Source organism: Mesorhizobium alhagi CCNWXJ12-2 (genome assembly GCF_000236565.1).
Classification (GTDB): domain Bacteria; phylum Pseudomonadota; class Alphaproteobacteria; order Rhizobiales; family Rhizobiaceae; genus Allomesorhizobium; species Allomesorhizobium alhagi.
This window is the reverse complement of record NZ_AHAM01000144.1, coordinates 45,825-58,803: the sequence shown is the minus strand read 5'-3', so window position 1 is coordinate 58,803 and position 12,979 is coordinate 45,825. Positions and strand designations below refer to the sequence as shown.

The following is a 12,979-nucleotide window of genomic DNA, read 5'->3' as shown; positions in this document are numbered from 1 at the left end:
TTCCCGGGCGGGCTTCAGCCCGCCTTGTTGACGCGCATGTACCAGTCTACCAGCCGACGGACCTGGCGCTTGGTGTAGCCACGCTCGACCATCCGCTGCACGAACTCGGTGTGCCGCTTCTCCGTCACGCTGTCCTGCTTGGAGCCGAAGCTGATCACCGGAAGCAGGTCCTCGACCTGGCCGAACATCCGCTTCTCGATGACTTCGCGAAGCTTTTCGTAGCTCGTCCATGCCGGGTTGCGGCCGTGATTGCGGGCCCGTGCGCGCAGCGTGAACTTCACAACCTCGTTGCGGAAGTCCTTGGGGTTGGCGATGCCGGCCGGCTTTTCGATCTGCGACAGCTCGTTGTCGAGCACCTCGCGGTTGAGGATCTGGCCTGTATCGGGGTCCTTGTAGTCCTGGTCCTCGATCCAGGCGTCGGCGTAGGCGATGTAGCGGTCGAACAGGTTCTGGCCGTATTCGCTGTAGGACTCCAGATAGGCCTTCTGGATCTCGTGGCCGATGAACTCGGCATAGCGCGTGGCCAGTTCCGACTTGATGAAATCGAGATAGTTGGATTCCGTTTCCTTCGGGAACTGTTCGCGCCTGATCGCCTGCTCCAATATGTACATCAGGTGCACCGGATCGGCGGCCACTTCCTCCGTGTCGTAGTTGAACGTCTGCGACAGGATCTTGAAGGCGAAGCGGGTGCTGACCCCGGTCATTCCCTCGTCGACGCCCGCCGCGTCGCGATACTCCTGCACCGACTTTGCCTTCGGATCGATTTCCTTCAGGTTCTCGCCGTCATAGACCCGCATCTTGGTGTAAAGCGGCGAATTGTCGTGCTCGGCCAGACGCGTCGAGACGGTGAACCGGCTCAATATGTCCAGCACCTCGGGAGCGCACGGGCTGTTGGCCAGTTCGCTCTCGCGCAGCAGCTTTTCGTAGATCTGCCTCTCTTCGGTGACCCGCAGGCAATAGGGAACCTTGACCACCAGTATGCGGTCGAGGAACGCCTCATTGTTCTTGTTGTTCTTGAACTGCAGCCATTCCGACTCGTTGGAATGGGCCACGACTATGCCCTGATATGGGAAGGCACCGAAACTTTCGGTGCCGTTGTAGCTGCCTTCCTGCGTTGCAGTTAGCAGAGGGTGCAGCACCTTGATCGGCGCCTTGAACATCTCGACGAATTCCAGCAGGCCTTGCGTCGTCCGGTTCAGGCCGCCGCTGTAGGAGTAGGCGTCGGGATCGGACTGGCTGAAATCCTCGAGCTTGCGGATATCGACCTTGCCGACCAGGGCGGAGACGTCCTGGTTGTTCTCGTCGCCCGGCTCGGTCTTGGCGATGCCGATCTGGCGCAGCCGGGAAGGCGTCAGCTTGACGACGCTGAATTTGGAGATGTCGCCTTTCAACTCGTCCAGCCGCTTGGCCGCCCATGGCGAGATCAGGCCATTCAGCCGTCGGCGCGCTATACCGTATTTTTCCTCCAGAAGATCGCCCATGCGGTCCGGATTGAAAAGCCCGAGCGGCGATTCGAAAACCGGGCTGACCTCGTTGCCGACCTTCAACGTGTAGATCGGGCGCTCCTCCATCAGCTTCTTGAGCCGCTCGGCCAGCGACGACTTGCCGCCGCCGACCGGACCTAGAAGGTAGAGGATCTGCTTGCGCTCCTCCAGGCCCTGGGAGGCGTAGCGGAAATAGCCGACGATACGCTCGATCGTGTCTTCCATGCCGTAGAAGTCCGCGAACGAAGGATAGATCTTGATCGTCCTGTTCGCGAAAATGCGGCCGAGCCGTTCGTCCTTGCTGGTATCGACCAGGTTGGGTTCGCCTATCGCTGCGACCATCCGCTCGGGAGCGGAGGCGTACATCGAACTGTCCTCGCAACAAGCGAGGAGATATTGCTGAAGGCTCATCTCCTCTCGAGCCGTATCCGTGTAAATCTCCGAAAATAGGTCGAAGACGTCGGACGTTTTTCCTTGCATGACACCCTCGCGCTTTGGCCGGTCTGGTTGCCTGCGGCCAGCGTAACCTCAACTTCCGGAATGGGCCTGTGGTTCCTTCACATCCCGGAGAGTCTGTGTCGCGCGAGCCTGACTCTCTGATTCAATGTTAACATGAGTCGCCGGTTAAGGTCCGGTTAAAGCGTCGCACCCGCCTTCTTGCGGCCCATTTTTATGAATGCCTGACGAACACGGCGCTTCTCTGACGCCGCACGTTTTTTCCGAACAGCGATATTTCCTGGCCACCGAAAGCGCTGCGCCGGGCCGGTCGAACAGGGGCAGGGCACGGCCTCACGTCTTGGAACAAGCGACGGCCCGAATGGTTGAGGTACGATCCCACGGTCCTGAAACGGACTTGGAACAAGCGCCCGAAGGGACACGAAATGTTGAAGCCCAGCAATCAGCAAAATCCGCAGCCGATCCCGCCGCAGCCCATTCCGCCGCAGCCGTTCCCAGGCCCCGATCCGGCGCCGGACCCGATGCCGCAACCGACGCCTCCTCCCGGTCCGATCCCGGTTCCGCCGGTGAGGTGAGATGGAACTTGGCTCCAGGAGGGCACGGCTATCGCATATGAGGGCAGGAGGGGCAGGTAAGCCTGCTCCGCCGTCATCCTCGGGCTTGTCCCGAGGATCTGCCTGGGTTGGCGGGTCTTGGATAGCACTGAGCCTACTGCGGTTTCCATGTCGGTTGTGGCCGATCGCCCCCTAGCAGATCCTCGGGACAAGCCCGATGATGACGGCGTTGAAGCGTATAGGTCCACCAAGCTCATCTGCGATAGCCCTGCCAGGGAGAGGCGGCGCCGTCAGGCCGTTCGACTAGCGCGCGCCAGCCCGTGCGCCACCAGCCGGTCGATGATTTCGGAATAGCCGACGCCGCTTGCCGCCATCGCCTTGGAATACATGCTGATGTCGGTGAAGCCGGGAATGGTGTTGAGCTCGTTGATGAGGGTGCGGTCAGGCGTCACGAAGAAATCGACACGCGCCATGCCATCGCAGCCAACCGCCCGGAAGGCCCTTGCCGCCATCGCCCGGATGCTGCCCTCGATCTCTTCCGGCAGTTCCGCCGGCACTTTCAATGCCGCTCCATGCTCATCGATATATTTGGCGTCGTAGCTGTAGAAGCCGTGGCTCTCCGCCGGCACGATCTCGCCGGGACGGGAAACAAAGAGGCCGCCTTCCGTATCCTCCAGCACGCTGCATTCGATCTCGCGACCTCGAATGAATTCTTCGGCCAGGAGCTTGCGGTCGTGCTTGAATCCCTCGGCCAGCGCCGTCTCATATTCTTTCTCGGCCGAAACCTTGCTGACGCCGACGGAAGAACCCTGCCGCGCCGGCTTGATGAAGAGCGGAAGCCCAAGCGCGCCCTGCAACTCGGCGAAGGCCGGCGCGGAGCCCTGGTGGATCGTGACGGATCGCGCGGAGGGGAGACCCGCCTCGTTCAGCAGGCGTTTGGCGATGTCCTTGTCGAGCGCGGTCGCGGAACCGAGAATACCGCAGCCGGCCAGCGGCACACGCGCGACCTCCGCGAGTCCCTGCACCGCGCCGTCCTCGCCATGCAGGCCGTGCAGCACCGGGAAGAGGATTTCGACCTTCGGCAGTTCGTAGGGCGCGCCATCGGCCGGGATCGCCATCATCCGTCCCTGTCCGCCCGGCACGAGGCAGACTTCCGTGCCGCTCGAAGGTTTCGCCAGCGCGCCGCCCTCGAAACTGCTCAGCAGCCATCGTCCTTCACGGGTGATGAAGACGGGAACGGCATCGTATTTCGAGGGCTCCAGCGCATGCATCACATTGGTTGCCGAAAGCACCGAAACGTCATGCTCGGCGGAGCGTCCGCCAAAGAGCACGGCGATACGCAGTCTGTTCGGCGAAGCGGCCATGAAAGGCTCCAAAGATGATCCGGATTTTAACTGGACTGGAAGCCGACAGCGATCCCACAGGCTGTACTCGCCGCAGGCTTCGGCCGCAAATCCGGCCTACTGGAGCGTATAGCCGGCAACCTCGGCCGAACCGTTGCCGGATCTGAGGATCATCTCGGCTCCGTCCTCCGCTTCGCTTCCTTCCAGCCCGGTGGCGACCACCGACACCTTGAACTGCCCCTCGAGCTGGTCGTCGAAGATGGCGCCGATGATGATGTCGGCATTGTCGCCGACCTCCTCGCGGATGCGCGTGGCGGCCTCGTCGACCTCGAACAGCGTCATGTCGGAGCCGCCCGACATCGACACCAGGACGCCTCGCGCGCCCTTCATCGACTTTTCGTCCAGCAGCGGATTTGCGATCGAGGCTTCCGCCGCCTTCTTCGCCCGGTGCTCGCCGGTGCCGATGCCGGTGCCCATCATCGCCCGACCCATGTCCTTCATCACGGTCCGCACATCCGCGAAATCGAGATTGATGAGGCCTTCCTTGACGATCAGGTTGGTTATGCAGCTGACGCCGGAAAAGAGAACCCGGTCGGCAATGGCGAAGGCGTTCTCGAAGGTCGTGCTGGCGGTCGCGACCCTGAACAGGTTCTGGTTCGGGATGACGATGACCGTATCGGCGTATTCGCGCAGAAGCTCGATGCCCTGTTCGGCCATCTGCATGCGGCGCTTGCCTTCGAACACGAAGGGCTTGGTGACGACGGCTACCGTCAGGATGCCGGCTTCCCGCGCCGCCTTCGCGATCACCGGCGCCGCGCCCGTACCCGTGCCGCCGCCCATGCCGGCAGTCACGAAGCACATATGCGTGCCCGAAAGCTGGTCCATGATCTCGTCGATCGATTCTTCGGCGGCTGCCTGGCCGATCTCCGGCAACGACCCGGCGCCCAGTCCCTCGGTCACGAGCGAGCCCAGCTGGATCAGCCTCGGCGCCTTCGACATTGTGAGCGCCTGGGCGTCGGTGTTCGCAACCACGAACTCGGTGCCTTCCAGGCGTTCCGCGATCATGTTGTTGACCGCGTTGCCGCCCCCGCCGCCGACCCCGACGACCGTCAGCTTCGGCTTCATTTCGGTGAATTCGGGTTTGTTGGTGTTCGTCATGCCATCCGGTCCTGTGCGTGCCCCGGCCCGAATCGGAGTAACCCAAGAGAATCAGATCGCGCGGGCCGGCACAAGAACCTGTCGGTCGAACATGCCCTTTTCGTGATAGCGGATTCAGTATTGGGGGCCGCGCAGCTTGTTGAGCGCCCCTTGTCAGCCCCAGGCGGCGCCGGAGAGCGCGTCGATCGGGAATTTGAGATAGCGCTTGCCGTTCGCCTCCGGCTCGGGGAGGCGGCCGCCATTGATGTTGACCTGCAGCGCATGCAGGATCAGCTTCGGCATTGCCAGCGTGCCGTCGCGCTCGTTGCGGAACGCCACGAACGCCTCCTCGCTGGGGTAGCGCGTCAGGTGCGTGTTTCGCTCCTTCTCTTCCGCGACGGTGCTTTCCCAGCGCGGCTCGCGCCCGTCGGGGTAATCATGGCCGACGAACACCCGCGTCTCGCCGTCGAGCGCCAGGATTTCCTGTATGCTCGCCCACAGCGCCCTGGCGCTGCCGCCGGGAAAGTCTGCGCGCGCGGTCCCGCTGTCCGGCATGAAAATCGTGTCATGCACGAAGGCCGCATCGCCCGCGACATAGGTGATCGAGGCCAGCGTATGGCCCGGCGAATGCAGAACCCGCGTGTCGATGTCGCCGATCCGGAAGGTCTCGCCGTTGGCGAACAGCCGGTCCCATTGCGAACCGTCGGTGGGCAGTTCCGGCCAGTTGTATATCCCCGCCCAGAGCTTCTGGACGTCGACGATCCGCGCGCCGATGGCAGTCGGGGCGCCGGTTCTGGACTTCAGATAGCTCGCCGCCGAGAAATGATCCGCATGCGGATGCGTGTCGAGGATCCACTGCAGGTCAAGATCCTGTGACCGCACGAAGTCGAGCAGCCGGTCTGCATTGTGCGTCGCCGTCGAACCCGATTTCTCGTCGAAGTCGAGGACGGGATCGACAATAGCGCATTTGCGCGTTCGCGGATCGCTGACCACGTACTGGATCGAGCAGGTGCGGGGATCGTAGAAGCCGGCGACGTCGGGTCTTTGCATCTGGAATCTCCACCCCGTCAGGCCGCGTGCGGAAAGAAGATCGCCCGGCCGGCGTCGACATCATAGCGCGGAACGAACTGTCCCGCATCGCGGGCTAGTTCGGCGACGGCGTCCAGGATGAACTTCACCTTGTCGTCGGGCAGGAGAACGCTGAAATTGAGACGGATGAAGCCCGGCTTCTCCATCTCCTCGCCGGCCAGGATCGCCCACCGCATCCTCTCGGATTCCGCATCATCGATCGAAAGCAGGCGGTGCACGTATGGGCCGGCGCATGCGCAGCCGCCCCGCGCCTGGATGCCGAAGCGATCGCTCAGCATGCGCGTCACCAACTGCTGATGCACATAGCCGCCATTCCCGTCCCGCACCCTGAAGGAAAAGATCGGCAGTTTTGGCGCCGCCCGGCAGCCGAGCAGTTCGATCTGCTCCACCTCTCTCCATGCCGCCGTCGCGCGCCGGGTGAGGTCGGCATTGCGGTTTTGCATGGCCTCCGCGCCGATGGCGTCCTTGACCAGGAAAGCCAGAGCCGCGCGGATGTCGCCGACGACATTGGGCGTTCCGGCTTCCTCGCGCGCCTCGATTCTGTCGCTGTAATCATGGGCCGTGGGTGAGACGAACCGCACCGTCCCGCCGCCGGGCCAGGACGGCTTCGTCGCCGCCACCGCGTCGCGCCGCACGATCAGAACGCCCGACGCTCCTGGACCGCCGATGAATTTGTGCGGCGACACCACGATAGCGTCGATCTCGGCGTTCGCCGCGGGAGACATGGATATGGGCAGGTAGGGGCCTGCGCCCGCATAGTCCCAGACCATCCTGGCGCCCGCCGCCTTGACCATGCGCGTCACCGCGGCGACGTCGGTTACGATGCCAGTCACGTTGGATGCGGCGGAGAAGGCGCAGATCACGCAGTCGATGCCGCTGGCATCGCGCAACGCCGCGCCGAGCGCCGCGAGATCCGGGCCGCCGGACGGGTCTTCGGCGATCTCGATCACTTCCGCGCCGCTTTCGCGCCAGGGCAGTATGTTCGAATGATGCTCGTAGGGGCCGATGATGATGCGGGCCAGCCTGCCGGAAGCCACTGCTTCGGTCACGCCGAGCAGCGAGACCAGCCGGTTGAGGCCGGCCGTCGCTCCCGATCCCGCGAAGATCACGGCGTGCTCGTCCGTTGCGCCGCAGCACTCGCCGATCGCGGCGCGGGCCTCGCGCCGCAGCCTGGTCATGAAGCCGCCGCAGTAGGACGCCTCGGTATGGCTGTTGGCGTAGAAGGGCAGGACCCTTGCCAGCACGAACTCCTCGACCTGCATCAGCGCCCGGCCCGAGGCCACGTAGTCGGCATAGACAAGGGGCTTCAGCCCGAACGGCCCGTCGATCATGGCATCGTTGCCGATCAGGCCGGCCCGCAGTCGTTCGATTACGTCGCCCGAAGAAAGCGCCACCCGAAATTGCCGGAGCAAACCCGGATCGGCGGCGGTTTCGCGGCGTATCGTAGGCATGGCAAACCTCCAGCGAACTATGCCGGTGAGAATACCGCAGCAGGCGGGTTGAAACTTTACCGAAATTCTGCGACTTGGCGGATGTCTTGTGTCACATGATCGAAAAAATGGAAAACATCGATAGCTTTGATCTGAAGATTCTGACCTGCCTGCAAAAAGACGCAACCCTCTCGCAGCGGGATCTGGCGGACCGCGTCGGCCTGTCCCAGAACGCCTGCTGGCGCAGGCTGCAGCGGCTGAAAGCCAGCGGCCTCGTCCTCGGCTCGCGCACCAATATCGATCTGGCGGCGCTCGGTCTCGACCTCACCGTTTTCGTGATGATCCGCACCCGCCATCACTCGAAGGAGTGGGCCGACAGTTTCCGAAAACACGTCGAACGCCTGCCCGAAGTCATCGACTTCTACCGGATCGGCGGCGATTGGGATTATCTCGTCAAGGTGGTGACCAGGGGCATGGCCGGCTACGACGCCTTTTATCAGCGGCTCATCACCAATTTCGACCTGGCCACGGTGACCGGCTTCTTTTCGATGGAAGCCATCGTCGAGAACCGAGCAGCCGACCTTACCCGACTGCGATGAGTGAGGCGGCTTGACACGGCGCGGGCGCTGCGCGACCCCATAGCTCTTGCCGGTCAGGCTCGGCTGGCTAGTCGCGGGGTAGGCATGCCACAGGATGAGAGCGGGCCCGACGCAGAACTGGTGAAGCCGCGTGCTCGCCGTGGCGGCGGCCGCCCGACAATTGCCGATGTGGCGCTTCGCGCCGGCGTCGGCGCCATCACCGTTTCGCGGGCTTTGCGTGAGCCGGGACGCGTCTCGCCGGAACTGCGCCGCCTGGTCGCCGCCGCCGTCGCGGAGCTGGGCTACGTACCCGACCGCAACGCCCGCGCGCTCGCTTCCGCACGCGCCGATGTGATCGGCGTGCTGGTGCCGTCGCTCACCAACAGTGTTTTCGCCGAAGTGGTGCGCGGCATCTATGACGGGCTCGGCGACAGCCACCTTCAGGTCCAGATCGGTCATACGCATTATTCGGGGCTGGAAGAGGAGCGTCTGCTGCAGGTGTTCCTCAGCCAGCGTCCGTCCGCGCTGATCGTCTCCGGCATCGACCAGACGCCGGCCGCCCGCGCTTTGCTGGAAAACGCCGGCTGCCCGGTCGTCCAGATCATGGAGACCGGTCCCGACCCCGTGGACATGATGGTCGGGTTTTCGCATTTCGAGGGCGGCCGGGCGGCGGCCCGTCATCTGGCCGAAGCCGGCTACCGCAATATCGGCTTCATCGGCGCTCGGATGGACCCGCGTTCGAAGCGCCGCCTGGCCGGCTACAGGGCGGCGATGGAGGACGCCGGCATATTCGACCCGCGGCTCGTCACCACCACCACCGTGCCCTCGAGCGTGTCGCTCGGGCGCGACCTGTTTCGCGAGGCACGGGCGAAGATGCCGGCGCTCGATGCCGTCTTCTGCAACAATGACGACCTCGCCCTCGGCGTTCTCTTCGAATGCCACGGCGCTGGGCTCGCCGTGCCTTCAGCCGTCGGCATTGCCGGCTTCAACGACCTCGAGATGATGGAAGCCGCATTTCCTTCGATTACCAGCGTCAGGACGCATCGCTACGAAATTGGCAGGCTGGCGGTGAGCATGGCCCGGGCGGCGATTTCGGGCGACAGGCCGCCGCAACCGATGGTCGATATCGGCTTCGAATTGATGCCGCGCGAAAGCACGAAACGGGCTCGCTGACTGAAATCTTACGTCGCGGAAAGCCGCTTTACAGCGCGAAATGGTAGCGCTACCATAATTGCTGCAAGCTCGCGCTTCTGACTGTGGCGCGCGGCTTGTGAAATTGATATTGTCGGATAAATCAGGTCAAACGCAGCCGGCTGGAGGAGAGCTTCCCGGATGGGAGCGCAGCCGCTGCAGGAGGCCAGATTCTACGGGACTACAGTCAAACAGAACAGCATTTGGGAGGAATATCGATGATCAGAACCGTTCTTGGCGGCATCGTTGCCGCCACCGCACTCGTCATGTTGAACACGACGGCCATGGCCGAGCCGGAAGTCGTAAGCGGCCCGTCCGCCGAGCCGGAATGCTTTGCGCCGTGGTCCGCCGACACCAAATTTCTGAAATACCCGAAGAAGGAAGGTCCGTTCCGGATCGCGCTCGCCAACGGCTACATCGCCAACACTTGGCGCATCCAGATGATCCAGACCGCCAAGGCCTACGCCGCGCAGCCGGAAGTCGCGGCCAAGCTCAAGGAGTTCAAGGTCGTCTCTACCGGCGAGGACGTTCCGGCGCAGATCTCGGCGATCAACAACTTCATCGACTCAGGCTATGACGCGATCGTCGTCAATGCCCAGAACCCGACAGCCTTCGCGCCCGTCATCAAGCGCGCAAAGGAAGCCGGCGTCATCCTGGTCGCCTTCGACAACATTCTCGACACCGAGGACGCCATCAACGTCAATGTCGACCAGAAGGGTCTCGGCGTGCTGTGGGCGGACTGGCTGATCAAGCACCTGCCGGAAGGCGGCAAGGTGCTCGAAGTGCGCGGCGTCGCCGGCACGTCGGTCGACACCGACCGCCACAACGGCATCCACGAGACGTTCGCAGCGTCCGGCAAGAAATGGGAAGTGGTCGAGGTTCTCGGCAAGTGGGACGACCCGACCGCCCAGAAGGCGACCGCCGACGCCATCGCCGTGCACAAGACCTTCGACGGCATCACCGCGCAGGGCGGCGACACCGGCGTGGTGCAGGCGATGATCGACGCCAAGCACCCCTGGGTGCCGATCGGCGCTGAGACCGAGAACGGCTTCCGTAAATTCTGCGCCAAATTCTCGGCCGACGGCCTGAAGTGCTCCTCGGCCGGCACCGGACCGGCTCAGGTAGCCGTCGCCATCAAGACCGCCATCGCGGCTCTTGAGGGCAATGTCGTTCCCCAGTCGGTCAAGCTGCCGCTGGCGATCGTCGAGGATCCGAATTTCAAGGAGAACGAGGACTACTTCCCCGACCAGTCCGACAATTTCTTCGTCGGCAATTCCTTCCCGACCTGCGGCATCAACTTCACCGCGCAGGAGATCATGGGCCAGACGGAAGCGAACCAGTAATCTGACGCCGTCCTGCCTTCTCCCCTTGTGGGAGAAGGTGGCCGAGCGGAGCGAGGTCGGATGAGGGGTATTCCAGCGTGGCGATCCGTCCAACACCCCTCATCCGTCTCGGCGCTACGCGCCGATCCACCTTCTCCCACAAGGGGAGAAGGCAAGGTCGCGCGCCGCACTCACAAGACCGGAGCCAGGCGTTATGAGCGGTGAATCCCTCTTCCAGATGGAAGGCGTCTCGAAACGCTATGGCGGCGTTCGAGCGCTGGAGCAGGCGGAGATTCGGGTCCATGCCGGCCGCATCCACGCCATCCTGGGCGAGAACGGCGCCGGCAAGTCGACGCTCATAAAGGTCATGGCCGGCGTCGTCGCACCGGACGAGGGCCGCATGACGATGGCCGGCCACGAGGTCTCCTTCGCCTCGCCGGCCGAAGCCAACAAGGCCGGCATCGTCTGCATCTTCCAGGAACTGTCGCTGATCCCCGATCTCAGCGTCGCCGACAACATCGTCATCTCCGATCCGCCGAAGAAGTTCGGCATGATCGACCGCAAGGCGCAGCGCAGGATCGCCGAGGAGGCGCTGGCGCGCGCGGGGGCGGCCGACATCCATCCCCTGGCGCTGGTCAAGGACCTGCCGCTCTCGCGCCGGCAGATGGTGGAAATCGCCAAGGCCCTGGCGCGCAAGCCGCGCATCCTGATCCTCGATGAAGCGACCTCGGCGCTGACGGCTGCGGACGTCTCGAAAGTGTTCGCCGTGCTGAAGCGGTTGCGCTCGGAAGGTCTCGCCCTTCTCTACATCTCGCACCGCATGCACGAGATCGCCGAACTCGCCGACGAGTGCACGGTGTTCCGCAACGGCCGCAACGTCGCGACCTACAAGGCCGGCAGCAAGTCCGACAATGAAGTCGTCGAACTGATGATCGGCCGCGAATACAGCCACATCTTTCCGCCCAAGCCGCCGGCTGTCGCCAGTGATCTTCCGCCGGTGCTGGAATGCCGCAATCTCGGCTGGAACGGCCGGCTGCGCAACATATCGCTGTCGGTCCGGGCGGGCGAGGTGATCGGCCTCGGCGGGCTGGACGGGCAGGGGCAGCGCGAACTGCTTTTGGCCCTGTTCGGCGTGTTGCGCGGCGTTTCGGGCGAGGTACTGGTCGACGGCCGGCCCGCCTCGATCGCCAGTCCAGCAGCGGCCCGCGCCGAAGGCATCGGCATGGCGCTGATCCCGGAGGACCGCAAGACCGAAGGCCTGATGCTGCCGATGACCGTGCGCGAGAACCTTTCCTTCGCCGCTCTCGACCGCATCTCCAGCGGCGGCGTGATCGACCGCGCCGCCGAGCAACGGCTGATCGACGAGATGGTCCGCCTGCTCGCCATCCGCACGGCGGGCGTCGACATTCCCGTCGGCGCGCTTTCGGGCGGCAACCAGCAGAAGGTGGTGATCGCCAAATGGCTGATGCGCAAGCCGCGCATCATCCTGCTCAACGACCCGACGCGCGGCATCGATGTCGGCACCAAGCAGGAACTTTACCAGTTGCTGCGCCAGCTCGCCGATGCCGGCGCCGCGATCATCTTCTATTCCACTGACTATGACGAACTGATCGGCTGCTGCGACCGCGTGCTGGTGCTCTATGACGGAGCCATCAAGCGCGAACTGGCCGGAGAGGAGATCACCGAACGGGCGCTGATCGCCAGCGCGCTCAACATCAAGGGCGGAGAAGTCGGCATGGCTGCGGGAGCGGGCGCATGAGTAATTATAGCCCGACCGCCTTGCGCAACACGTCGTTCATCCGGCTCTGCCATCCAGGCCCGCTTTGCCGGAATCGGTCGATCACATCCGGATCGATCCGTAGCTTGATCGCGCGCTTGCGGTTAGGGCTCACAGGGCGTCCTCTTCTGCGCAGGAGATCGTCCGCCGGCGGGTTGTCCGGATCGGCCAACGCATCAGCGCTTATCGATGCGTCTTCGGCATCGCTTATTTCGTCGAGGTTTGCGAGCGCCTTACGCGCCGCCTCTTTCCAGTCCGGTTGTTTTTTGGACATAGGTTTTGATCTCTCGTTTGTTGGCTTTGCGAAGCGAGATGATGTGGCAAACACCGCCTCTCATCGTGAAGACAATGATGTGCAGGCGCTGCCCGACAAAGCCGGCCGCAACTTCGCGCACTTCGCCGTAGTCCTTGCGGTCGTCCGTCGCTACGATCGCAGTGGAAAAATCAAATCCCTTGGCCTGCACAAAGTCGATGCCGCGCTCCGCTACGTTGCGACGGTTCTTCAACGGATCGAAAGTGAACCGACGCGGCTTATCCACAAAATTATTGTACCCCCATTAAATCCCAATTACGAGAGTTTTTTTAGGACTGGTCGGCTTCATTGTGCGGAGACGGCGG

Annotated in this window: 10 protein-coding genes and 1 pseudogene; 4 read left to right on the top strand and 7 right to left on the bottom strand. The window is 63.4% G+C overall.

Going from position 1 to position 12,979, the window contains the following annotated elements; all coding sequences use genetic code 11:
* Positions 1-14: 14 nt before the first annotated feature.
* From MAXJ12_RS17315 to MAXJ12_RS17295, 5 genes and pseudogenes are all read right to left on the bottom strand, one after another.
* Positions 15-1,964 carry a PrkA family serine protein kinase gene (locus tag MAXJ12_RS17315; RefSeq protein WP_008837227.1) on the bottom strand — a complete coding sequence of 650 codons (1,950 nt, stop codon included), beginning with the start codon at positions 1,962-1,964 and terminating at the stop codon, positions 15-17.
* An 820-nt stretch (positions 1,965-2,784) separates the two neighbouring features.
* Complete coding sequence (locus MAXJ12_RS17310) at positions 2,785-3,858, bottom strand: D-alanine--D-alanine ligase family protein (RefSeq protein WP_008837226.1); 1,074 nt, start codon at positions 3,856-3,858, stop codon at positions 2,785-2,787.
* A gap of 96 nt (positions 3,859-3,954) precedes the next feature.
* Positions 3,955-4,995 (bottom strand): cell division protein FtsZ, encoded by a 1,041-nt coding sequence (gene ftsZ / locus MAXJ12_RS17305; RefSeq protein WP_008837225.1) that lies wholly within the window; start codon positions 4,993-4,995, stop codon positions 3,955-3,957.
* 153 nt (positions 4,996-5,148) lie between these two features.
* Positions 5,149-6,021 (bottom strand): annotated as a pseudogene (locus MAXJ12_RS17300) (MBL fold metallo-hydrolase); the annotation flags it as partial.
* Positions 6,022-6,041: 20 nt separating this feature from the next.
* Positions 6,042-7,514, bottom strand: a complete 1,473-nt coding sequence (locus MAXJ12_RS17295; RefSeq protein WP_008837223.1) for an aminotransferase class V-fold PLP-dependent enzyme — start codon at positions 7,512-7,514, stop codon at positions 6,042-6,044.
* A gap of 95 nt (positions 7,515-7,609) precedes the next feature.
* Between MAXJ12_RS17295 and MAXJ12_RS17290 the strand changes: the two genes are divergently transcribed.
* The 4 genes from MAXJ12_RS17290 to MAXJ12_RS17275 all read left to right on the top strand — a co-directional run bounded on the left by MAXJ12_RS17290 (position 7,610) and on the right by MAXJ12_RS17275 (position 12,343).
* The gene (locus MAXJ12_RS17290; RefSeq protein WP_008837222.1) at positions 7,610-8,092 is read left to right on the top strand and encodes an Lrp/AsnC family transcriptional regulator; all 483 of its coding nucleotides are present in this window, start codon (positions 7,610-7,612) and stop codon (positions 8,090-8,092) included.
* Between the two features lie 84 nt (positions 8,093-8,176).
* The gene (gntR, locus tag MAXJ12_RS17285) at positions 8,177-9,244 is read left to right on the top strand and encodes an HTH-type transcriptional regulator GntR (protein ID WP_193364358.1); all 1,068 of its coding nucleotides are present in this window, start codon (positions 8,177-8,179) and stop codon (positions 9,242-9,244) included.
* A gap of 236 nt (positions 9,245-9,480) precedes the next feature.
* Positions 9,481-10,605 carry a sugar ABC transporter substrate-binding protein gene (locus tag MAXJ12_RS17280; RefSeq protein ID WP_008837220.1) on the top strand — a complete coding sequence of 375 codons (1,125 nt, stop codon included), beginning with the start codon at positions 9,481-9,483 and terminating at the stop codon, positions 10,603-10,605.
* A 193-nt stretch (positions 10,606-10,798) separates the two neighbouring features.
* Entirely contained in the window at positions 10,799-12,343 is a 1,545-nt protein-coding gene (locus MAXJ12_RS17275) for a sugar ABC transporter ATP-binding protein (RefSeq protein ID WP_008837219.1), read from the top strand.
* A 4-nt stretch (positions 12,344-12,347) separates the two neighbouring features.
* Here MAXJ12_RS17275 and MAXJ12_RS17270 read toward each other — a convergent pair whose 3' ends face one another.
* Positions 12,348-12,635, bottom strand: coding sequence for a BrnA antitoxin family protein (locus tag MAXJ12_RS17270; RefSeq protein WP_008837218.1), 288 nt, complete (start codon positions 12,633-12,635; stop codon positions 12,348-12,350).
* Positions 12,595-12,867, bottom strand: coding sequence for a BrnT family toxin (locus MAXJ12_RS17265; RefSeq protein ID WP_244421508.1), 273 nt, complete (start codon positions 12,865-12,867; stop codon positions 12,595-12,597). Before MAXJ12_RS17265 ends, MAXJ12_RS17270 begins: the two co-directional genes overlap by 41 nt.
* Positions 12,868-12,979 lie beyond the last annotated feature (112 nt).